Here is a 23,696-nt window from a genome sequence, read left to right on the forward strand (position 1 = left end):
TAGCTGACTTTTGACATTATGTGGAAAAGCTAACGCTCTTACCTAACCCCCCAGCCCCCTTCCCTACAAGGGAAGAGGGAGAAATCTAAACCTCTATCCTCATAGGAGAGAGGTATGCAGAAAGGTCTTCCAGATACTGTGAAAATTCAGTACTATACAGCCATGTAATCCTTGGACAAATACACAAATATATCAACAGTATTGATTACGGCTAATGTTGAAGGGTGTTAACAAAATTATTGATGTGTCTTTTATTAGAAAAAGGGGGAGAGGAGGTGACAATAACTCGCTCTAAGTAAGTGAGGTTTTGAGTGAGTTTGAGCGTTCTCCTCTATATTTCCCTATACGTGATTAACGTTAGAGATTTCAGAAAAGCAAGCACATCTGACAGCGCATTCTTTCTGATTCCCCAGCTTCTATTATAACCGGGTGTGGGGGTATAAGGGTATAGGGGTGTAGGGGATAATTATTTTTCGTTGAATTAAATCGTCAAGTTGTGAATAATAGCGTCTGGAAAAATGAACAGATACATCGTTTAACAGTGAACAGTAAACAGTTATCAGTTAAATTCTTGGGTAAACACCACACCAATTGGTGCAAGGCGTAGGTGGCGCTTCTTTATCCCCCACCATCCGCCGTCAGGACTGATAACTGATAACTGATAACTGATTTAATAGCTTTTTCTCATGTCAAATTCATCTACAAAGGTGCAATATTGTGAACACCTTACGCCGCCAAGAAAATGATTTTTGGCAACAATCAAACGAGTCAATTCCGCAGGAACTACCAACATTAGAAGCTAACGAATTTCTGCCCCATATTGGTAAATGGACTAGTATCGGTGGGGGAATTGTCTTAAGCATCTTTGTTGCAGGGGTGGCGCTTGCAGCTATCCTCAAGTACAACGTGACTGTAAAAGTGCCTGCAACTATTCGCCCGGTGGGAGAATTAAAGCTTGTACAGTCGCTGATTAGCGGCAAAATTATGAAGATTGATGTTGCAGAAAACCAAACGGTATTTGCAGGACAAGCGATCGCCTATATTGATAATTCCCGTCTACAAACTCAAAAAAGCCAGTTACAGAATGTCATTCAACAAAGTCAACTCCAACTGAGTAACATTGATACTCAGTTAAAAGAAATTAATACGCAAATTACAGCACAGACTAACTTAAATGACCGTACAGTAATAGCTGCACAAGCTGAACTGGGTGGTACACAACGCAACTATGTAGACCAGCAAGTTAAAGCGGCGGCACAGATGACACAAGCACAATCAGCCTTGACTTTAGCCAGGATACAACAAGACCGTTTGCAACGAGAAAAGCTGTTAACCGCCACGGTAAGGGAAACAGAAGCCGCTTTAAACCTCGCCAGGGCGCAAAGCGATCGCCTACAACGAGAAAACCTCTTAAAAACCACCATCCAAGAAGCCGAAACTGCTTGGAAACTAGCAAAAGCACAACGCGATCGCCTGCAGCAAGACAATGTATTAAACGCTACCATCCAAGAAGCCCAAGCCGCCTTGACTTTAGCCCAAGTCCAACGCCAGAGACTACAGCCGATAGTAGCATCGGGGGCGATTTCGCGTAATTTCTTTGAAGAAAAAGAACAAGCAGTCATTTCCGCCCAAGCCAAACTAGCCCAAGCCAAAGCCAACGCTAAAAATCTGGTGGACGAGAAAGAACAAGCAGTCATTTCCGCCCAAGCCAAACTCGAACAAGCCAAAGCTAACGCCAAAAATCTTTTAGAAGAAAAAGACCAAGCTGTGATTTCCGCCCAAGCCAAACTCGAACAAGCCAAAGCTAACGCTAAAAATCTGGTTGAAGAGAAAGACCAAGCTGTGATCATCGCCCAAACGAATCTGGACAAGGCCAGGACAGCGACGAATCCCAGCGACGCTAGCGTGACTGTAGCATCCCAACGGATTAAACAAGAACAAGCAAGGGGTGAAGCCACCCTAGCAGCGTTGAAAAAAGAGAAAGAGACGTTGCTACAACAACGCCTAGAATTTCAAAAACAACTAGATAGAACTCGTAAAGACTTACAACAAAGCGAAAACGACCTAAATCAAAGCGTAATTCGTGCGCCTATTGCGGGGACATTGCTGCAATTAAACTTGCGTAACCCTGGACAAGTAGTGCAACCAAGTGAAGCGATCGCCCAGATTGCGCCTATCAACGCTCCCATCCAGATTAAAGCCAACGTATCAGCCCAAGATATCAGCAAAATCAAACCCGGTCAACAAGTCCAGATGCAGGTTTCAGCTTGTCCCTATCCAGATTACGGCACTCTCAAAGGCACAGTCACAACAATAGCACCCGATGCCCTACCCATAGCTAGTAATAACCCTCAAACTACAGTAACTAAAGCTACAGCCTATCAAGTAATTGTCGAACCGCAAACCCCATACGTTGGTAGAGGAAATCACCAATGTCAACTCAAAGCCGGAATGGAAGGTAAAGCAGATATCATCTCCCGCCAAGAAACAGTTCTACGGTTCATCCTCAGAAAAGCCAGATTAATTGCAGATTTGTAATCTCATATCCGCTTAAACACTTATCATATTTTGGGGGTTGGTAATTGGTAATTGGTAATTGGTAATTGGTAATTGGTAATTGGTAATTGGTAATGGTAGAAAGCAATTACCTATTCGCTATTACCTATTACCGACCAAACCAACCATATCGTAAGTAATTAGCCGGACTTGATATAAGTTGACAGTTGTTCTCCCCACTCCCCAATATTCCTATGTTTAACCTCTTCCAGCCACGAAAGAAATATTCCTGCATTTTACAGTTGAGTGAAGAAGATTGCGGAGCTGCTTGTCTAGTTTCTATTTCTAGACATTATGGATATTTCTTGAGTATGAATAAAAGTCGAGAAGCTGTAGGAACTGGACAATTAGGAACAACTTTATTAGGGCTAAAACGTGGATTTGAAAATTTAGGTTTTAATGCTAGAGCCGTTAAAGCTTCACCAGCAATTTTGGACAGAATTAAAGAAATTAAATTACCCGCAATTATTCATTGGCGTGGCTACCATTGGGTGATTTTACACGATAAACGCGGCAAAAACTATGTTATCGCCGACCCAGCCGTAGGTATTCGTTATATCGATAGAGAGGAGTTATCCAGGGCTTGGAATGGTGTTATGCTCCTGCTAGAGCCAGACCCGCACCGCTTTGGTCAACAGCCTCAAGAAGCACCCCAAGCGGGCTTTGTGCGCTTTCTCAAGCGCATTTTGCCTTATCGTGGGCTACTTGCTCAGGTTTTGATGGTCAATATAGTCTTGGGTGTCCTCGCTTTAGGTACTCCCGTCCTCATTCAACTATTAACAGATGATGTCTTGGTTCGTGGAGATACTCAATTACTTACTGTAGTCGTCACGGCTGTTGTAGTCATGACTTTATTTAGTAGCACTCTGCAAATTTTAGAATCTACAATGATTGCTCACTTTGGTCAACGACTGCAATTAGGCTTAGTTTTGGAATTTGGGCGTAAAATACTGCAATTACCTTTAACTTATTACGAAGCTCGTCGCAGTGGAGAAATTACCAGCCGTCTGAGAGATATTAATGAAATTAATCAATTGGTATCGCAAATTGTGGTGCTTTTACCAAGCCAATTTTTTATCGCTATCATCTCTTTTTGCTTAATGCTGTTTTATAGTTGGCAATTAGCATTAACAGTAATTGTTATTGGCGCATTGATGAGTTTGTCTACCTTACCTTTTTTACCAGTTTTGCAACAGAAAACACGCAATATTTTAGTTTTGGGGGCGGAAAATCAAGGGGTTTTGGTAGAAACATTTAAAGGCGCTCAAGTATTAAAAACAACAAATGCGGTTCCTCAATTTTGGGATGAGCTGCAAAGCCGCTTTGGTCGTCTGGCTAATTTGACTTTTAGCACTATTCAAATTGGGATTATTAATAACAATATTGCTAGATTCTTATCTAGTATTGGCGGCGTAGTTTTATTAGGGTTTGGTAGTGTTTTGGTAATGCAAGGGAATTTAAGCATTGGTCAAATGTTGGCGATTAATACGCTACAAATTAATGTCCTAGCTTTAATTAATTCCCTAGTTGGGTTAGTCGATGATTATTTTCGCTCTCAAACTGCTGTTTCTCGGCTTTTGGAAGTAATTGACGCAACTTCCGAAGTGGGTGATACAGCACAAAAACCGATCGCTCAAATATCGAGTGATGCAGATATTCGTTTTTCTCATGTCAATTTTCATCATCCTGGTAGAGTTGACTTATTAGAAGAATTTTCTCTCAAGCTACCTGGAGGAAAGACTATTGCTGTGATTGGTAAATCAGGCTGTGGTAAAAGTTCCTTAGCAAAATTAATAGCAGGTTTATATCAACCAAATTCCGGGAATATTCGCATCGGTTTTTATAATATTCAAGACCTTGACCTGAATTGTTTACGCCAGCAAGTAGTTTATGTACCTCAAGAACCGCATTTTTGGAGTCGCTCAATTTTAGAAAACTTTCGTTTAGGAACGCCGCATATTTCTTTTGAAGAAATTGTTAAAGCTTGTCATATTGCTGATGCTGATAGTTTTATCAGCCAACTACCTAATAACTATCAAACGGTGTTAGGTGAATTTGGCGCTAATCTCTCTGGGGGACAAAAACAAAGACTTGCGATCGCCAGAGGTATTCTTACCGATCCACCCGTACTAATTCTCGATGAAGCCACTGCTGGACTCGACCCAGTTAGCGAAGCACAAGTCTTAGACCGGCTTTTAGAATCACGCCAAGGTAAAACCACAATTCTCATAACTCACCGTCCTAGTGTGGTTAATCGCGCAGATTGGATAGTTTTTATCGAGCAAGGTAAAGTACAACTACAAGGTACTTTACAAGATTTTCTTTCACAACAAGGTGAGCATTTGCAGTTTTTATCAGTTTAATTTATATCAATAGCAAATTATTTCTACAACAATAGAACCCCGACCGTTCAAACAGTCGGGGTTTTACTTTGTCAAGTTATATCCATCCGATTTGATAGAAAAAGATTCATTTTTTGTAGCAGTAGTGACGCACAGATGTGCGCCCCTACTGATAATCGATATTTTGCATATATTTTTTGAAACGTTATCGTAATTCCGAGGGTTAAAGACCCCTACGTCTGTACGTAGCAAATTTTCAGTTGGGGTTTAAATCCCCAACTGTTCGCGTAGCGTGCCGTAGGCAAAATGTCTTTGATGCGCGAATGCGTGAATTTTGAATTGTTAATAGTTATACAAGTTAAATTGTCAATAGCAAAATGAATTGATTCCTTAAACAAAATTATCATTTTAATTTTTAAAATAAAAATGTTTTACCTGGAATATTCATTCACCAAAAGAAATAAATCAAATGATATTTTTTCTGACTTTAGAATAGTTTAAATTGTTAGCAAATAGTTAATAATAAAAACATAGGTGATGACACACCTATATACGTAAGTGAGGTAAATAATTATGTCAACTCAATTGATCACATCTGATTTGCTCGAAGAATTATCCGCAGATCAACAAGAACTGCTTTCAGGTGGGCAGGGAAGAAGCAGCAGCCCTGGAAATGATACTGACACATCTGTTGATGATGGTGGTGAGGGAGAAGATGTTGGTTTCTACACAGGAACCAAGCGTTTTAGAATCACTACCAGAAGCATTGTTACCATCAGAAGATTACCAACTGGTGGTTAATTTGCAATTAACAGAGGAGACAAGGAGGTACTCTACTTACCCAAAATAATTTAGATTTGTGCAAGTTAGGGTAGTCTCTCATAGTCTTTTCAAGTTTTAACAGTGAACAGTGAACAGTAAACAATTATCAGTTAAATACGTTGGTGAAACACCACAGTAATTGGTGGAAGGCTTTGGGTGGCGCTTCTTTATCCCTCACCATACGCCCTGGTTGACTGATAACTGATAACTGATAACTGATAACTGTTTTAAAACAGTTATTTAGGGCTAGAAAGGAAAGTGCTAACGACAGTATTTTCTTTTCTGCTCTTTCCTTCTTTAAATGTTAGCTGTTTGCTAATGCTGAAAGAAAATTTAACGGCATAACTTAAAAAGTTAGCCGTAATGTTTCATCCATCAAATTATTGTATTCCCCACATGGAATTTCCAGCAATTCTATGTAGGAAACGGAGGTAGTTATGTCAGCACAAATGATTGCATCTGACTTGCTCATGGATTTATCTATAGAAGAACAGCAGCTTTTATCTGGTGGTAGAAGACATGATGAAGACGATGATCATGATCGTGATGATCGTCACGACGATCATGACAGCGATCGCTGTCGTTGGAAAAAAGTATGTCACTGGAAGAAAGTGTGTCACTAATCTAGCCAAGTTTACGCACTTTTATTTTGGTGTAGAGGCTTTACTGTTAGTGATGGGAAAAGACTTCTACATCTGGCTCGAAATCTGATCTGCTTGAGTAAATTGGGTTAGTTTCCTGGCTTTGTTAAACCTTTTGATTAAAAGCATAGCAAGCATACAGGAAACTGCTAGTTCATCTTTGTTAATTACTGGGAAATGGAGGTCTACAATTATGTTAGAACAACCAATCCAATCCGATGCTGAATTAGTTGCGGAATTATCCAAAGAAGAACAAGAACTCCTAGCTGGAGGCTGGCACGGCAGTCACTGGGGACATGGCGGTCACTGGGGCCATGGCGGTCGCTGGGGCCATGGCGGTCACTGGGGCCATGGCGGTCGCTGGGGCCATGGCGGTCACTGGGGCCATGGCGGTCGCTGGGGCCGTGGCGGTCGCTGGGGCGGTTGGTGGTAATTGTTTTAATAGAAAACTACGCCTCTAATTTTGCCCTATCCATCACCATTAACCGCTCTCTAATCCAATCCTGTAAAAGGGGATTAACTAATTCAGGAGCTTCATCTTGGGGGCAATGCCCTACTCCTTCCAAGGGTATAAACTTGAGTACTTCAGGATAGTCACCTAACTTGCGTCCCAAGTCTATCGGTTCCCAAGGGTCTTTTGCACCCCAGATGATAATCGCTGGACAAGGTAACAACGGTAACAGGTCTTCTGGGAGGGGGCCTGAAGAATAGGAAGTAAAAGCAAGGAACACAGCCACAGCACCAGGATCACTCGCTGGTGCTGTTAATATATCTACTAGCTCCTCAGTCACCGCTTCGCTATTAACATAAGCTTGTAGAAGAATCTTTCTCACTGTTTTTGGTTGAGCAACTTGCCGAAAAAAGAATTGACCAATTGGTTTGACAGATAGCACTCGTTGCAGTAGAGGCGCACCAAAGCGACGTGACCAAGGTAGAGTTTCCCGTTTGCGATCGTGCAGTAATCTCAGAGAACAGTTGAGTAAAGCAACACTTAAACCAATCTCTGGGTTACTAACTACTGCCTGCATCACTACAATACAACCAATAGAATTACCTACTAAAAAAGCTGGCTCACCCACTACTTCCAGACAAAAATCGGCTAGTTGCTGTCCCCAAGTTTCTAATGTGTAGGCAATTTCCCCATCTGGTTGAGGTTTAGCTGAACCACCAAAACCAATTAAATCTATGGCATAAACACGACAATTTTGTGCTAATACAGGTATATTTTTTCTCCAATGAGACCAGGAAGCGCCAAAGCCATGTACTAGTACAACAGCCGGCCCCGCAGTTCCTTGAGTTTGATAGCAGATGGGGAAACCTCGCCAAATCCAGGTTTTTGTAGAAGTAGAGGTACTCATGAGCATTTAAGAATATCTAAAGTTATTAACTAAAAAAATTCGGGTAGTAGACTAAGAAGCTAGTTCCGTGAACAAGAGCTTACAACAAGGTAACAAAATTTTCTCTTCCCCATCACCATTTTCTATTGTCAACTCATAGGGTGGAGGAAATAAATAGATTAATAAAAATTAGCACAGAAAGGTTTGATTATTAGTCATTGGTCTTTTGTCTATAGCGGATGGTTAATTAAAGTTTTTTTGGGAATTTTTCGCTATTATAGTTGTCACTAGAATTTTTCACTTGTCCATTCTTATTATAAATATGATAAATAGAAAATAAGTAAGCATTTATTCTCTCTAAAACTGAGAGCGATTTGTCTATGGACTGGATTATTAATCTTGATACTATAGGACTCATACTTAATTTTTGAAATACAGGTAGGGCGCTGCTCAGCAAAACAATGATTAGGTGGGCAATGCTCACCCTATAGGTAGTAGATGAAAGATGCTGCTAATGTATAGCAGAGGACAGGTGACAGGTGACAGAGTTAAAAACCTTTCACTGTATAAGTTTTCTCATTTTCTGATGTCCTAACTGTCTTGGCTATTGCTATATTAGTAATATCTACTCATCATCCAAGGTGACGCTAAAAGGCTGTAAGCCTATCCCCTGCTATAATTTCTAGCGAAACAAGTCCCTATCAGGGAAAATATAGAGAAACCCAGCTTGTTGGGAAAACTGGGTATCTGCATCGAATTATGACTAAGCCTTACAGCCAGTCGCGATAGGCAGAAATTTCATTTACGCTGAGTTCTAACGGTTCGCCTTTGCCAAAAGGAGGATAGACGCGAATTTTGGCATTTTTGCTAAATCTTTCTAGGCGGTTCCCCAATTGAGGAATATTGCTGACTATGTGCCAATAAGAGACGATATCTGGACAGTCAACGATGAGCATGATGCTCGCATTTTTTCTGGTAAGATACCACTGGCAGTTATTCAGCAGTGCTTGGGTAATGCGATCGCAAGCTTGGTAGAAGCACCTGCCAATAGACTGTTCTAGTTCCAGATGCAGCATTCCATCCTCTTTTGTCACCACAGTAGGTGGTAAATCATCGGGTGGAAGCAGATTCAGTTTAGACATAATTTTGTACCTCTTGGTTGTAGCGCTGCAAACTTTCCTGATTTTTTTGCAGGGAAAAAGATGAGGGTTTGAGCGCTAATGTACCTAGATCCAATTCGTCTTGAAATTTCTTGATTTTGTCTCGACAAGTAGCAACGTCACCAATGATAGAATTTTCGAGCAAGTAGTCTTCGTCAAAACAAATATTTGTCCGGTCAAATGGTTGATGACCACTAGAACTATTCTGCATTACTTGGGCGGAATTGGCTTGCATCTTTTGGCTAAAATACCTAATAAAAGGTAAAGCCTCGCTCACTGCTTCGTCGTAAGTTTTGCCTACATAAAAGAAGCGTGCTAAGACAAATTTTTCCCCACCACTAGAATTTAAGGCGCGATAGGTATTCACCGTCTTTTTTAACCTTTGTAGCGCAAACGGCGGCCCACCCATCAAAGCAAAGGAATGTTGAGCCGCAAATTCGATACCTGCATCATCACCAGTAGCTATGTAGACAGGGATTTCTCGCTGTAATGGTTTGGGGTAAACACAGAGGCGATCGCATTGATAATATTCTCCGTTAAATGATACATCAGTTTCATATAAAAGCTTTTGAATCAATGTCAACGCCTCTAGCATCATGGCGCGAGATTCGCCCATTGGTGTGGCAAAATGCTGATTATGTTGCGGAAAAGGCCCCCCTTTCGCCACACCAAATAACAGTCGTCCATTGCACAAATTATCTAAGGTAGCAATATCTTCCGCCACCCGAATTGGGTTGTGGAATGGTAATAATACCGCCGCCGTCCCTAATTTGATAGTTGAAGTCACACCAGCTAAATGTGCCATCAACAGCAATATCGACGAACTAAGATTTACTTCATTAAAATGATGCTCTGTTACCCAGGCTTCTTCAAAACCCAACTTCTCCGCCTGTCGCACTAACGCCACCTGTTCAAAAATAGCACGACGTGAGTCTTGATGATGATTTTCGTAATTGCAGAACAGTCCAGTTTTCATTATTTGCTAGCGATTTTTACTTTACCTTGCTACCATCTGCAAGTCCAGCCATAGGCGTGGATCATTATCTCTTAGCTTCGATTTTGGGTCTCGCAATAATCGTTTAGCATTCATGCAGACAACTTGCACCAAACCCATATTTTCAGCTATTTCTCGCAGTATTTCTTTTTCGGCTTGCACATAAGGAAGCATTTCACTAGAACAATAAATTCCTATATATTGCAAGCGTCTAGCAGGTCGTCCCCAGAAACAGGTGATGACTTTCACATGACACCCGTCTAATAATTCCCCAACTTTTGGGTAGTAGTGACTGACGACTCTTGTGAACTCTTTAGCTAGTATATCTTCCGCAATCATTGCAACTGATATTTCTGTAGCGTACATCACGCTAACTAATATAACATATTTTTGTCATTTAATGTTGACAAATAGTTTTATTTAATCAAAATAATTCATAAAAATATATACTTAAAACTTGCGACATAGCTATAGCAAATATGCTTAATTGTTGAGTGGTAAATATTATTCTATTGGTAGGCATTGCAGCGTCCTACAAAGACGGATATTAAACTATAAGTAAAAATATATCCCTGATTTCTTAAAGTAGGGTGGGCAGTGCAGCGCCACCTCCTGATTGAGATGATGCAAGATATCAGATAAATAAAAATAACTTCCTAATTCGTTAAAAAATAAGTTTAAAACTTACGACATAGATATAGCAATTATACTTAATTCTTGAGTTACTAATATTATTATATTGGCGATGCACTCCCCACCCTACATATTAAGCAGATTAATTACGAATTACTAATTACCTAGATTTGCGCTCTGCAACTAACACTTCAGCTAAAATTTCTGGCAGATGGCTCAAATCAACAAATCCCTCAGCACCATTGATGGGAGAGACAAAATTATAGTTGGGGTCACATTCTCCTGTGTCGTAAACTTGGATATACCACTTATCAGGAAACCCTTCTATGCCTAATTCCACAATGTACCAACTTTGACCTGTTAGACGAGAATTAAAGATAGTGAACCAATCCCTATATTCGTCTAAAATATTCCAATCTGCCAACAGAAACTCTAACGCTATTTGTCCAGCATCAGTTGCAGTTAGTAGCATTATTACCCCTCATTTGTACCTTCAGATTTCTGAAAATCAGGATACAATCCCAACTGTTTAGCTAACTCACGAGCTAAAAAAAATAGAAACTGCGCTCCATCTTGATTACCTTGATGAGCAAATGCAGTTGCTACTTGGACAATTGCTTCTACAAAACCAGCATCAATTAATTCTGATTGAGCTTCTAAAACTTCTGGCTCTTTACCATTAGGGCATTTTAGTAACTCATCAATCAAATTAAAATATGATATTTGGCGTTCTTGTGTTGCTTCAGTCATAATGAATGTGTTTTTTTTACGATGGAACTTTCAGTCGTCACTTATCTTGATTATTAACAAATGACTAATGACTAAACCTTTATTGTTCAATGCTCTGCTGCCAAAGTCTTTCTAGCATTTCAATTTGTGCTTGTAAAACAGCAGCACGATAAATTAGGTATCTGTCATAAACAATAATTCCTAACCCGATAAATACAGGAGTTAGTAAAATAAACCATTGTAAAATGACAGCTATTTTATACTGTTCAGCACTCAACACTTGATTCACAATGTTTTGATCAGAAATTTGATTGCTAACTAGAGTTTGGTCTAAATTTTGAGTTGTGGTAGACAGAGTAGTATTTGCTGGATTAATCTTATTTACTTCAAATGATAATTTCTGTGTTTTAACGAACTCTATATGTCTAACCCAAGCTACACTAAATACCAATAACCCCGGAGATAAAACTGCTAAAGTAAGTAGGGACACTGTGAGAACATTTAAAAGTTTGACTTTCATCTTTGCTCTCCTAGCAAGGAAAAGTGAATGGGGAGTGGGTAACAAACATTTTTGTGTTCTCGTCGTCGATTAATCTTGATGCTTTAGCTAGTAAGGTAGCAGTGAAAAAAATATGTCATAATTTAAAAATAGCAATAGTAAAAAAACGAGGTGGCTTTTTCCTGAAAATGCGCCTCTACCTCTTGATCTAAGTTATTAATTATCAGATTTATTTACAGAATAATGTTCATTGATAGCTTTTTATTGATTAAGAAGTCCCCCCTTGTTCTTTGGTTTTACCCATTGAATTTCGGGGGGTAGAGGGGAATCTCTGCGTAAATCCTATTAGTTTTATATCAGCCGACTTTCTCCACCCTGGTTTATTGGGGTCGGATCAAGATTATTAAATTTATTAATTTTGTACTCAAATCCCCAAACCCTTTTAACATCAGGGTTATAAAATTTTTTTGGGTAGGGGTTCTAGTATTTTTGGGGTGGGGTACTAGCATTGATGAAGTGGGGGTCTAGTCTTTCTAAAATCAAGCTCAAAGCTAACTAGGCTGCTAATCAATGCAGTTTTGTATTTGAGTGCTTTGGGGTGAAAACTTGTACTCAAGCAAAATATATTTATTGGCGAGTATATAAAAGTAAGTGGAAAAATACTATTAAATATTTATAAATAAGTTCAGGTTTGATTAGTTTCTCGCAAATACGGTTATAGGCTACAAACGGGAGCAATCAAATCTGCTATATCCTCATAGGAATAACTTGCTTGTAAACTTTCAGTTAGACAATGTGAAGAATAAGAAAAAAAAGTTAACTTAGATACAAAATTATTTAAATAATTCTTGGTTAATGGACGAGAGCCAAAAAAATAGAGTTCCATGCAAAAGAGATATTTAATATTTATTAATGTTTAAAGGTATCTATGATGACAAAAGGCATTTAAAGGAAAATTACTTGGTGAATGTTGCTAAATAGCTTTATTTGTTTGCCAGGTTTGTGCTTTAGTGAGGGTGGCTCATCTATATTCTCACGGAAATTTCTTGAGTAAAACCAATACATACAAGCTAATTGTTATAAGCTGATTGTTATAGGGAAACAGTTGACTCTAAATTGAGGATTTTAGGAGTAGATTTATGCGAATTGCTAACGATGTAACAGAACTTATTGGAGGCACGCCTTTAGTTAAGCTCAATAAGATTCCGCAAGCAGAAGGGGTAGTTGCCAGAATAGTTGTAAAATTAGAAGGGATGAATCCGGCATCTTCTGTCAAAGACCGGATTGGGGTGAGTATGATCCTCTCAGCCGAGGCTGAAGGCTTGATTACACCTGGAAAAACTATTTTAGTAGAACCAACTTCTGGTAACACAGGTATCGCTCTGGCGATGGTAGCCGCAGCCCGTGGCTATCGTTTAATTTTGACTATGCCAGAAACGATGAGCCAAGAAAGACGAGCTATGTTGAGGGCTTATGGTGCAACTTTAGAGTTGACACCTGGTTCAGAAGGTATGCGGGGAGCGATTCGCAAAGCTGAGGAAATTGTGGCTAATACGCCCAATGCCTATATGTTGCAACAGTTCCGCAACCCAGCTAACCCGAAAATTCACCGAGAAACTACAGCCGAAGAAATTTGGAATGATACCGATGGCGAAGTTGATATTGTGATTGCAGGGGTAGGTACTGGCGGGACAATTACGGGGATTGCAGAGGTAATTAAACCACGCAAACCGAGTTTTTTGGCGATCGCAGTTGAACCCAGCAACAGCCCCATCCTCTCCGGTGGACAAGCCGGGCCGCACAAAATCCAAGGTATTGGTGCAGGTTTCGTCCCCGATGTCCTCCGCCTAGAACTAGTCGATGAAGTTATCAGAGTCAGCGACGACCAAGCAATGACCTACGGACGGCGTTTAGCCAGAGAAGAAGGCTTATTATCTGGTATCTCCGCCGGCGCGGCTTTATGTGCAGCTTTGCAGGTAGGGAAACGACCAGAGAACGAGGGTAAGTTAATTGTGATGATTCAACCTTCCTTCGGCGAACGCTACCTTAGCACACCTTTGTTTCAAGACTTGACTGCTGAAGCTGCTAGTGTGAGGTAGGGATTGGGGAAGGGGGAAAGGGGAAAGGGGAAAGGGGAAGGGGGAAGCTCACAAGTGTAGGTTTTTAATCTAGCAGTGAGTAAGGACTCTAAAACTAACGAGAAAATCGTTGTTTTATTCACCCCTACACCCCTATACCCTTACACCCCTACACCCTAAAACCAAGGTTTTTGGAACACCAATAAAAAACCTACACCTGTCAGACTCCCCCCACTCCCTCATCCCCCTCATCCCCCTCATCTCCCTCATCCCCTAACGGTGTTCCTGTTGCGCGTGATTATTGCAACCGCCTTGCTCGTGGTGGTGGTCGTGGCTATGACCGCCGTGGGCGCAGCCTTGTAAATTCTGGCTCATGAGGCTTTCGCTCATGGCGCGGAAGGATTCATCTACAGGTTTTAAGCCAATCCAAGCATCGAGGGTTTCTACATCGAAACCTACCTCACGGCGATCGCCTACTTGTATCAAAGGACGGCGAATTAATAGAGGTTCCCTCAGCATGAGAAATAGGGCGGTTTGTTCGTCCAGTTGTTCGGGGACTACCTCACCTGATTTTATCTGTGGGGCGGAACGATTGAACCATTCACCGACGGGGCGATCGCCAAAAAATGAACGCAGACGTTCCACCGTCCAAGGTTCTGTCAGTAGGTTGTAAGTAATTACTTCATGTCCCGCCGCAGTTAACAAAACCTTCTGACGAGTACCACCTTTACAACCAGGTTTTTCATAGAAAATCACTCTAGCCATTTGTTCTATCTCCTAATAATTGGGGGTGGGGGTGTGTCAGTAAACAGTTATCAGTTAACAGTAAACATCACCTGATAACTGATAACTGATAACTGTTCATCCTCCCTAAAATTTCTTGACACTATGAGTTACTGCATCAAACTCAAATCTTTGTTTGGGGTCAGTTTCACCATAGATATTAAAGGTGACAGTTGGTTCATCACCTATTGCTTGGACACTATGAATTGCATCGGGAGTGAGACTAATAATGTCCCCTGGTGATAAGATAATTTCTCCCGTGGGTTCGATTTTGTCTTGAGAATCTGGGGTTTTTGTGCGTCGCCAAACAGTATTTTTTTCTTGTCCTTTTAAGACAGCCACAACTCCCCAGGTTCCATGATTATGAATATTAGAATGGGTTCCGGGTGCAAAAGTTACTGTTTGCACAGTCAACGGAAAACCTAATTCATCGTATAGGAGAACAACAGAGGTTCCTGTTGTTGGGGAAGGCTCTAAATACTGACTTCGCACCCAGTACGAATTTACAATCAAGCGCCTTACGAGCATTCGGATTTCAGGTAAACGACTAGATTCATCGCTTACCCCATTGAGAATATCTTCCATCTCAGTTAAGAACCGATACAGACGATAATTCTCTTGTAATAAATCCCAATTTCTCGTAGATTTGCACACTTGATATTGACCGTCTCCAGTCAGGAGCCAATCCCTACCTTGCATGATATTTAAACTCTCAATTAAGAATTGTTAGGCAATACAATTACGGGAGAATTAAGATTAGGTAGTTCCTCACGCGGAATGCTGGGAATTACAATTCTAGAGGGCAGTAAGTCGTTATCACTATTAGTAGATAAAGGTTTAGGGGAAGATGCGCTGAAAAATGAGAAAATCTTCATGGTTGTTAACTGATAACTGTTGACTGTTGACTGATAACTGTTCACTGTTAACTGAATCAATCATCTTCTTCTGCTGGACGTGTCAAAACATCCAGAAGGATTCCTGCTCCGAAATCATGCTTGTCATCAATTTCTTTGACTCTCAGGCTGATTTCCTTCGCTCGCTCGATTTCCCCTAACTTCGCTAATACTAATCCTGCGGCTGCATAAGCGTTCAAATACAACCTGATTGGGGATTCTTCCCTGCGATTGATTAATAAGGGTTTAAGTTGATCCCATTCATCAGGAAAGTTCTCTGATTTTTTAATTTTATCTAATAATTCGTAAGTTGTTTGCAATGCTAAAGAATAATTATTTTTATAGTAAAAAAACCTATAGGCAGCTACTAATACATCGGTATTTCCTCCAGTTTTAGTCAGAGCTTCTTGAATATATTTCTCTGATTCTGAAGTATTTTCCCAATTTTGTGCTGCTAAAATTAATAACTTTTTGATGTCTTCTGGAACTTGGAACCAGGAAAATTTATTGCTGTGCATATTGGGGACTGGGTAATTGGTAATTGGTAATTGGTAATTGGTAATTGGAAAAACTATTACCCATTACCCATTACCCATTACCTATTACCTGTATTTACAAAATGTTGAGGATGTAAACTAAGGTGAACAGAATAATCCAAATGATGTCTACGAAGTGCCAGTAAATTTCAGCCATTTCGATGCCGGTGTGTTTGGTGGCTGAATAATGACCGGGACGGCGCGATCGCCACAACACACCTAAAATCAATAACAGTCCAATAAATACGTGCAGACCGTGGAACCCAGTCATGATATAGAAGCAGTTGGCGAAGACGTTGGTAGTCAGACCGTAGCCTAAATTCTGGTACTCATACACCTGACCAGCCAAAAATACCGCCCCCATCATCGCGGTGATGATATACCATATCCGCATTCCCCACACATTACCCTTCTTAATCGCTACATCACCGAAGTGAATGACGAAGCTACTAGACAATAGAATAATTGTGTTAATCGTGGGGACAAATAACTCTACCTCAGTCCCCTCTGGCGGCCATACCTCCGTAGAACCGCGAAAAAACAGATAAGTGGCAAAAAAGCCGCCAAACATCAAGGACTCGGAAATTAGGAAGGTTAACAACCCCCAAACCCGTAAATCTGGATGCGCCTCATGTCCCTCATGAACCTCATGCGCTGTTACTACAGTCATATTTACTTCTCCCATCAAGTTTTTGCTGACCTCTCCCCTAACCCCTCTCCTTGTAGGAGAGGGGAATTTAGTGGTGTGTCTAGGCTAAAATGTGGCATTAGGTTTGGAAAAAATTGAACGCAGATGTACGCAGATGTACGCAGATGAGCGACATATAGATTTTGCGTTAATGCACAAGTTTAGCCTTGCAGCGCCACTACTTTTCTTATTCCCCCTTCCCTTGTAGGGAAGGGGGTTAGGGGGTTAGGTCTCTAACGCAGTTATTTCCGCAGAATGACCATAGTCATAAGGCCCATGAGTCACCACAGGCAAAACTTCCCAATTCTCCACCAAAGGAGGGGAACTTGTAGTCCATTCCAGACTCAAAGCTTCCCAAGGATTATCACCAGCTAATTCTCCCTTGCTCCAACTCCAGATAATATTGATGGCGAAAGGAATCACCGATAACCCCAAAACAAACGCCCCAATAGTACAAAGCACATTCAAATCCACAAACTGGGGGTCATACATCGCCACCCGTCGAGGCATACCTTGTAAACCTAACTTGTGCATCGGTAAGAAAGTCAAGTTAGTACCGACTAAGGTCAAAGCAAAGTGAATCCGACCCCATACTTCGTTCAACTTGCGTCCGGTCATTTTGGGGAACCAGTGATAAATGCCGGCATAAATCCCAAACACTGAACCACCAAACAAAACATAGTGGAAGTGTGCCACTACATAATAGGTATCGTGGACATGGACATCGAAGGGTGCTGTCCCCATCGTTACGCCGCTTAAGCCACCCATGACGAACATAGACAGCAAGCCGACAGCGAATAGCATGGCGCTAGTAAAGCGAATTTTTCCACCCCATAAGGTTGCTACCCAACCGAAAATTTTCACACCAGTGGGAACGGCAACAATTAGGGTAGAGATGGTGAAGAACATCCGCATCCAACCGGGTGTACCACTGGTGAACATATGGTGTACCCAGACGAATAAACCGACGACGCAGATAGCGACACTAGAATAGGCGATCGCTTTATAGCCAAAAATTGGTTTACGCGCATGGACGGGAATCACTTCGGACATAATACCGAAGATGGGCAGAATCATCAGATATACTGCCGGGTGAGAGTAGAACCAAAACAGGTGTTGGTAGATGATGACGTTACCGCCAGCATCTGGTTTGAAGAAGGAAGTACCAAAGTTGAGGTCAAATAGTAGCAACACCAAACCCGCCGCTAAGACTGGTGTAGAAAGCAGTGCGAGGACGGAGGTTGCTAAAATTGCCCAGCAGAACAAAGGTAATTGATCCCATTTCATGCTGGGAACTTTCATCATCAATATAGTAACGACGAAGTTCACCGAACCCAGAATGGAAGAAGTACCTACCAAGACGATCGCCAATATCCACAAACTTTGAGCAATTGGCGCTGTGACTAGGCTTAAAGGTGGGTAAGCCGTCCAACCAGATTGAGAACCACCAAACAAGAAGCTGAGTAGCAAGAGTAAGCCGGCGGGTGGGTTCAACCAAAAGGCGATCGCATTCAGTTTCGGAAACGCCATATCTCTTGCCCCAATCATCAGGGGGATGAGATAATTACCAAAGCCACCGATCGCACTCGGAACAATCCACAGGAAAATCATGATTGTTCCGTGATTAGTCATGAAAGCGTTGTACAGATTCGGGTCAATGAAGTCTGCATCAGGTGTTGCTAACTCGGTACGGATAGCGATCGCCATCAACCCACCGATAAGATAGAACACAAACGCTGTTACCAAGTATTGGATACCGATAACTTTGTGGTCGATGTTAAAAGTAAAGTAATCTCGCCACTTCCAAGCCGGAAAATGTAAAGTATGTCCAACCACCAAATTCTTCGCTTCATTATCATCCGGTGGAAGTTGTGGTGGAAATTCAACTCGTGTCATAAGCGTTTTTGCAATTTTTTGTGAAGAGTCCAGAGTCAACAGTCCAGAGTCAACAGTCCAGAGTCCACAGTTCATAGTCCACAGTCCACAGTCCATAGTCCAAACCAACCCTGACTTTTCACGGGATCTGGAAGACCTCTCTCCAAACCTCTCTCCTACAAGGAGAGAGGCTTTGATTTCTCCCCCTTCCCTTGTAGGGAAGGGGGCTGGGGGGTTAGGTCTGACGGAGCGCTTTTCCACATAACGTGAAAAGTCAGAAACCAACCAACTTATTAACTAATGACTAATGACTATTGACTATTGACTATTGACTATTGACTATTGACTATTGACTATTGACTATTAACTAACGACTCCAAAGTCGCTGTACTAATTCCCATATTGTGGGTGTGGGGTGCTAGAAACTCTGATGGTGATAAACTAGCTGGGTTGACTGCTACAACTTGATGGAGATTTTGTTGAGCCACCTGATTTTCAGCTAACCAGCTATCAAACTCCTCTGGTGTGTGGACAATAACCTGTGTCCGCATCGAACCATGATAACCACCACACAATTCAGTACACACTACCGGATATGTTCCTGGTTTAGTAGCGACGAATCTTAATTGGGTAGGAATACCCGGAATTGCGTCTTGCTTCAGTCGGAATTGCGGAACCCAGAATGAGTGAATAACATCCACTGCTTTGAGGTTGAGTTGCACATCAGCACCGACGGGAACGTGTAACTCTCCGGCGGAAACACCGTTACTCGGATAGTCAAATAACCAAGCAAACTGCATCCCAGTTACATTAACAACTAAGTCTGCATTCTGACCTTGATTTGTCGGGTTTGCCCCGATGCCGATACCTGGAGTAGCCGCAGTATCATTGAGAGTAGCAGCTATAGCACTTCCCGAAGCGTGAGCCACATGAGACGAGGAATGGGGATGACTCCCAGGTTCTAATCCTCCCATTTGATTGTAGACATCTACACTATAGATACCCAAACAAATCACAATTAACGATGGAATCGCCGTCCAAAATATTTCTAGAGGAACATTACCTTCCACTCGTAAGCCATCAGTATTATCACCGCGACGACGACGATATTTAAACAGAAAAATCAAAATTGTGCCTTCTACTACCAAAAATAGCGCCACGGCAATGGTAAACATAATATTAAAAAATCCATCCACCAAAGGCGCTTGTTGTGATGCTTCAATAGGCAGTAAATTGTGATTTTGACCAAGCCAAAGACTGATGACTCCAACTACTATTCCCGCAATTAGAGTCCACAGTGAAACAGGAATTTGTTGCATACCACCTACTCATATATTTATGGTAATGGGTAATGGGTAATGGGTAATTGGTCATCGCTTAAATACCACCAGTACCCAATTTCCAGTAGCCAATCCCCAATACCTGATATTTCACTTATTAACTTTCTAACTTACACTTGTAAAAATTGGGGAAATTATTCCAGATATCTTTACATCTTTACCCAAAAACTTAACAATAAATTTTTCATTCTTCGCAAAAGTAAAGGCGCGTCAAAACGCGCCTGTATTTCTCAAGAACATCATTATTTTTATCAGCAAGTATGATTTGTTTAATAGTTAACAATTAGTGATTTACGCCTTTGTTTACCGCGAACTTTTTACCACATCACGGTAGTATTCTGTATAACAAAATATCTCCATTCAAATCACAAAATTCACAATTTGAATTTTGAATTTCCCATCCCCTCTTATAACCTTGCTACTAACAATGTCCTTTGCTTGGTAGCTTAATTTTCTAATGCAGCGTGGCTGTAGCAGTTCTTAGGACAAATCCGCGCACAAGCTTCACATCCTATGCAGTTCTCAGGATGAGCAACTACCATAACTTTGCGCTCGATTTCATCATCGTCCTCATCATCTACAAATTCGCCTTCTTCGTTGAGTGCTTTTAAATCCAACACAGGATAACCACATACTTTAATACATCTGCCACAACCGATACATTTATCTTTATCAATTGCTTGGGCAAATTTAGGTGTCCAAGTGTTGCCTCCGTAGGTCAATCCTGTGAGTACAGCCATGTATGTTCTCCCGGCAATTATGCCAATAAACTCTCTATTACTTTAATCATTATCTTAACTTAATATTGTCTACTTATTTGGTTATTAATCGACTAATTTGCCATAATCAAAATTCCCTGACTTTATACAATTTATCTGTCCTATTTGTGATTAATGAATTAATGAGAAAAATTATTATTAATCTTATAAGCTAATCATAATGTGTAAATACTTATTGATTTTTGGCGTTATGTTATTTACTATAATAAATTTGATTGGATAGTAAATATCTGCTGATACTAGCATCTCAAAAGTATTAGCAAATACCAGATAATACATATTTTTATTTCCTGAGTATAGTGAATTACTAAAAAGGTAATGAGATTTATTAGCGTTTTTTGAAAAATTAATAATAGGCAATGTAAATAGTATCTAAATATACAAACTTAAACAGTCAGATATTCTGACTTATCGTCAGCATACAATATGTTATTTGCTGGGCAATTATTAGGTTAGCTCAAAAAATCAACTTATTAATAATGCTAAATAACAGCAACAATCAAAATGTTAAATGTTAACTATAAATAGTTTGGTTAATAGGTTAAGGTTACATAAAAATGTTCGTTTGCGAAGTATTTTTGAAATTCTTAAAAACAATTTGTAAGCTCATTATGAACAAATTTATGGAACTATTTATGAAATGTTTATTGAATGAAGAAGTAATCTTAGGCTCTAGTTCAAAGTCTGAAATAGCTTCCAATTGGATGCGAAAACTCAAGATGGATGTGAGTAATTATTTATGAGAGGGGTATGGGGGTATAGGGGTATAGGGGTATAGAAGTTTAACTGACATCTTACACTTTCTCAATAAGCACATGGTGGGCAATGCCCACCCTACGAAATCATAAGGGTTTTGAAGCTCAGATTTTCGCAATCAGATCATGGTGCAAGATATAAGTTAATTAAACCCCTACACCCTTACACCCTTACACCCCTAGTTTTGTGGCGTAAGTCTTGTTAGTTATAAGGACACATCCAGGGGGGAAACTTGAGCCAAACATCTCAACGATTAGGGTGGGAAGAAAGTTATATGCCTTATACAATTCCTAACAACAGTTGCGTTGGATGTGACAACTGCCGTCCCCAATGTCCTACGGGTGCGATCGCCATCGAAAATGATGAATACTGGATAGATCCTTTTCTCTGTAATAATTGTGAGGGCTATTATCCTCAACCACAGTGTATAATAGCTTGTCCGACAAAATCCCCTAAACCTTGGCAGGCAAAAAAGGGGAGATGTAAAGTTGAACCGCGAGATGCTACCAGTCCTGACTTATTTTCTAATGGGAAGAATAATCCATTTGCATCGGCGATCGCAATTTGGGAAGCCTGCAACCTCCTAGCGCAACGTACATCCCTGAATTGGGAAATCGACGAAGCAGGCTATCTCTGTTACAGCCGAGTAGTGAACCAAGGACGAGGTAAAATTACTTTTCACATCCAAAACCCCTTCCAAGTCAACGATAAAGTCAAAGATTTGGCAGTTATCGAGGCGTTTGATATTAGAGCCGCTTGTATCCATTTAATTCTAGCTGCTCATGCCACAGCTTTAGATAAGCCTTGGGAGCAGGAGTTTACTATTGACGAACGACAGCTAGAAAAATACTTAGGGTTGGAGAAACGCAAAGACTTAAGTAAAGCTGCCAAATTAGCTCTAATGAAAAATCTTGTGCAGCAAGCTTGCTCACTTATTATCACTATGGACTGGCCCCAGCAAGGACAAGTGAAGGGCTTTTCCGTTACCCATAACCGCTTGTGGCACTTGATAGGTATTCAGCACCATTTTCAAGAAGATAATTCTGGTTGTAAATATCTAATTGGGCTAACTTTTAAAGTTAAAGCCGGGATATGGAGTCAGTATTTTCTCAATAAACAAGGATGCAAAGAACGCACCGCCTTCTATCAATATGGTAGCTTACCCAAAACTCTGCTAACTACAGTCATGAGTATTTGGCAGCAACATGAAGGAGCCGTAAGATTAATGCTGTGGTTGCTGTTTAAAACCAAAATGGGTAAAGAACAACGTATTACTGTTCCTACCTTGTTACGCATTGCTTATGGTCAAGAAAAAGTCAATCTTGCTTCCAGACACAGAGATGAACGCAAACGTTTACTACGAACATTTGAAAGCGATTTAGAAGTGTTAAATCATCTAGGAATTAAACCTATTTTCGACCCCGTTACCTATCCCCCAGCTATCCAACCATTGTGGGCAAAGTTGATAGATATTCCCGAAGACCCTGATGAAGCTTTAGAGTTTTGGATTAATGATGCTGGTGGGGAAACTCGCCTCACAGATAACGGCCCCCGTGGTAAATGGAATCTTTTGATGAATGCGCGGATTTTATCTTTTGAATTACCGCCAGAATGGGAAAGACAAATCGCCGAGTCAGAGAAGAAACAACGGCGCACTGCTAAGACTAGACAAAAAATCAAAACCGCAGGTGATTTGGTGGGGGAGCAAATTTTGCAAGCCCGAAAAACTTTGAATCTTTCTCAACGTGAATTGGCAAAGTTGACAGGTAAGAGCCAAAGCTGGATTCGAGATATTGAAAATGGTCGGCTGAAAGCGAAGTTAGAAGACCAAGCACTATTAAGAAAGGTGCTACATATTGCTTGATAGTGAGTTTGCACACTTATAATATCTCTGAGGACTGGTAATTGGTAATTGGTAATTGGTAATTGGTAATTGGTAATTGGTAATTGGCTGTTACCTATTACCGAATAAACCAAGCATATCGTAAGTAATTTGCTGAACTCAATGTTATTCATAAATTGAACCGTCGATGTATGTGGTTAACACCTCCAGTTATTAGTTTTACTCGGCGGTTACATTTCTTGATTACTCAAGTACCCATTTAGCAGCCAATCTACAATGTCCTTCTTGGCATTCCTCCGTCCAAATCATTGTCAGATTTCGATGAGGTTTGCGGGAATGATTAACATCATGACTTTGCTCAATAGTTTTGGTTGTAGTAGTTTGTTCTAATAGTTGCATGGTATTTTCCCTA

General features: G+C 40.7%; 22 protein-coding genes. 7 read left to right on the forward strand and 15 right to left on the reverse strand.

What is annotated here, in order from left to right:
* Positions 1–717 precede the first annotated feature (717 nt).
* From H6G83_RS17315 to H6G83_RS17330, 4 genes are all read left to right on the forward strand, one after another.
* Positions 718–2,538, forward strand: coding sequence for an HlyD family efflux transporter periplasmic adaptor subunit (locus H6G83_RS17315; protein ID WP_190474528.1), 1,821 nt, complete (start codon positions 718–720; stop codon positions 2,536–2,538).
* A 212-nt stretch (positions 2,539–2,750) separates the two neighbouring features.
* Complete coding sequence (locus H6G83_RS17320) at positions 2,751–4,919, forward strand: peptidase domain-containing ABC transporter (RefSeq protein ID WP_190474530.1); 2,169 nt, start codon at positions 2,751–2,753, stop codon at positions 4,917–4,919.
* Between the two features lie 552 nt (positions 4,920–5,471).
* Entirely contained in the window at positions 5,472–5,699 is a 228-nt protein-coding gene (locus H6G83_RS17325) for a hypothetical protein (RefSeq protein WP_190474531.1), read from the forward strand.
* A 458-nt stretch (positions 5,700–6,157) separates the two neighbouring features.
* Positions 6,158–6,343 carry a hypothetical protein gene (locus tag H6G83_RS17330; protein ID WP_190474534.1) on the forward strand — a complete coding sequence of 62 codons (186 nt, stop codon included), beginning with the start codon at positions 6,158–6,160 and terminating at the stop codon, positions 6,341–6,343.
* A gap of 467 nt (positions 6,344–6,810) precedes the next feature.
* On the opposite strand, the gene H6G83_RS17335 is transcribed toward H6G83_RS17330, so the two are convergent.
* From H6G83_RS17335 to H6G83_RS17365, 7 genes are all read right to left on the reverse strand, one after another.
* On the reverse strand, positions 6,811–7,719 hold the full coding sequence (locus tag H6G83_RS17335) for an alpha/beta fold hydrolase (RefSeq protein ID WP_190474536.1): 909 nt from the start codon (positions 7,717–7,719) through the stop codon (positions 6,811–6,813).
* A 749-nt stretch (positions 7,720–8,468) separates the two neighbouring features.
* Positions 8,469–8,840, reverse strand: a complete 372-nt coding sequence (locus H6G83_RS17340) for a hypothetical protein (protein ID WP_190474538.1) — start codon at positions 8,838–8,840, stop codon at positions 8,469–8,471.
* Positions 8,833–9,834, reverse strand: a complete 1,002-nt coding sequence (locus H6G83_RS17345) for an LLM class flavin-dependent oxidoreductase (RefSeq protein ID WP_190474540.1) — start codon at positions 9,832–9,834, stop codon at positions 8,833–8,835. The genes H6G83_RS17340 and H6G83_RS17345 overlap by 8 nt, the downstream gene beginning before the upstream one ends.
* Positions 9,835–9,855: 21 nt before the next feature.
* Positions 9,856–10,218 (reverse strand): hypothetical protein, encoded by a 363-nt coding sequence (locus H6G83_RS17350; RefSeq protein WP_190474542.1) that lies wholly within the window; start codon positions 10,216–10,218, stop codon positions 9,856–9,858.
* Positions 10,219–10,645: 427 nt separating this feature from the next.
* Entirely contained in the window at positions 10,646–10,957 is a 312-nt protein-coding gene (locus H6G83_RS17355; protein WP_190474544.1) for a hypothetical protein, read from the reverse strand.
* A gap of 2 nt (positions 10,958–10,959) precedes the next feature.
* Entirely contained in the window at positions 10,960–11,235 is a 276-nt protein-coding gene (locus tag H6G83_RS17360) for a hypothetical protein (protein ID WP_190474546.1), read from the reverse strand.
* A 79-nt stretch (positions 11,236–11,314) separates the two neighbouring features.
* Complete coding sequence (locus H6G83_RS17365; RefSeq protein ID WP_190474548.1) at positions 11,315–11,734, reverse strand: hypothetical protein; 420 nt, start codon at positions 11,732–11,734, stop codon at positions 11,315–11,317.
* Between the two features lie 1,118 nt (positions 11,735–12,852).
* On the opposite strand from H6G83_RS17365, the gene cysK reads away from it, so the two are divergent.
* Positions 12,853–13,812, forward strand: coding sequence for a cysteine synthase A (cysK, locus tag H6G83_RS17370; RefSeq protein WP_190474550.1), 960 nt, complete (start codon positions 12,853–12,855; stop codon positions 13,810–13,812).
* Between the two features lie 252 nt (positions 13,813–14,064).
* Here the strand turns inward: cysK and H6G83_RS17375 are convergent, their stop codons facing one another.
* The gene (locus H6G83_RS17375) at positions 14,065–14,556 is read right to left on the reverse strand and encodes an ArsC/Spx/MgsR family protein (protein WP_190474551.1); all 492 of its coding nucleotides are present in this window, start codon (positions 14,554–14,556) and stop codon (positions 14,065–14,067) included.
* A gap of 105 nt (positions 14,557–14,661) precedes the next feature.
* Positions 14,662–15,273: a cysteine dioxygenase family protein gene (locus tag H6G83_RS17380; protein WP_190474553.1), complete on the reverse strand. Its 612-nt coding sequence runs from the start codon at positions 15,271–15,273 to the stop codon at positions 14,662–14,664.
* A gap of 24 nt (positions 15,274–15,297) precedes the next feature.
* Between H6G83_RS17380 and H6G83_RS17385 the strand changes: the two genes are divergently transcribed.
* Positions 15,298–15,462 (forward strand): hypothetical protein, encoded by a 165-nt coding sequence (locus H6G83_RS17385; RefSeq protein ID WP_190474555.1) that lies wholly within the window; start codon positions 15,298–15,300, stop codon positions 15,460–15,462.
* A gap of 43 nt (positions 15,463–15,505) precedes the next feature.
* On the opposite strand, the gene H6G83_RS17390 is transcribed toward H6G83_RS17385, so the two are convergent.
* The 5 genes from H6G83_RS17390 to fdxB form a co-directional block, all read right to left on the reverse strand.
* A complete protein-coding gene (locus tag H6G83_RS17390) occupies positions 15,506–15,985 on the reverse strand; it encodes a hypothetical protein (protein WP_190474557.1) in 480 nt (159 codons plus the stop codon).
* A 94-nt stretch (positions 15,986–16,079) separates the two neighbouring features.
* A complete protein-coding gene (locus H6G83_RS17395; RefSeq protein WP_190474559.1) occupies positions 16,080–16,673 on the reverse strand; it encodes a cytochrome c oxidase subunit 3 in 594 nt (197 codons plus the stop codon).
* 243 nt (positions 16,674–16,916) lie between these two features.
* On the reverse strand, positions 16,917–18,587 hold the full coding sequence (gene ctaD, locus H6G83_RS17400; RefSeq protein ID WP_190474561.1) for a cytochrome c oxidase subunit I: 1,671 nt from the start codon (positions 18,585–18,587) through the stop codon (positions 16,917–16,919).
* A 332-nt stretch (positions 18,588–18,919) separates the two neighbouring features.
* Positions 18,920–19,885: a cytochrome c oxidase subunit II gene (locus tag H6G83_RS17405; protein ID WP_190474563.1), complete on the reverse strand. Its 966-nt coding sequence runs from the start codon at positions 19,883–19,885 to the stop codon at positions 18,920–18,922.
* Between the two features lie 467 nt (positions 19,886–20,352).
* A complete protein-coding gene (gene fdxB, locus H6G83_RS17410; protein WP_190474565.1) occupies positions 20,353–20,646 on the reverse strand; it encodes a ferredoxin III, nif-specific in 294 nt (97 codons plus the stop codon).
* 1,069 nt (positions 20,647–21,715) lie between these two features.
* Between fdxB and H6G83_RS17415 the strand changes: the two genes are divergently transcribed.
* A complete protein-coding gene (locus tag H6G83_RS17415) occupies positions 21,716–23,305 on the forward strand; it encodes a helix-turn-helix domain-containing protein (RefSeq protein WP_190474653.1) in 1,590 nt (529 codons plus the stop codon).
* A 222-nt stretch (positions 23,306–23,527) separates the two neighbouring features.
* Here H6G83_RS17415 and H6G83_RS17420 read toward each other — a convergent pair whose 3' ends face one another.
* Positions 23,528–23,683 carry a hypothetical protein gene (locus tag H6G83_RS17420; RefSeq protein WP_190474567.1) on the reverse strand — a complete coding sequence of 52 codons (156 nt, stop codon included), beginning with the start codon at positions 23,681–23,683 and terminating at the stop codon, positions 23,528–23,530.
* Positions 23,684–23,696: the final 13 nt, after the last annotated feature.

This window comes from Anabaena azotica FACHB-119, assembly GCF_014697625.1.
Lineage (GTDB): Bacteria > Cyanobacteriota > Cyanobacteriia > Cyanobacteriales > Nostocaceae > Trichormus > Trichormus azoticus_A.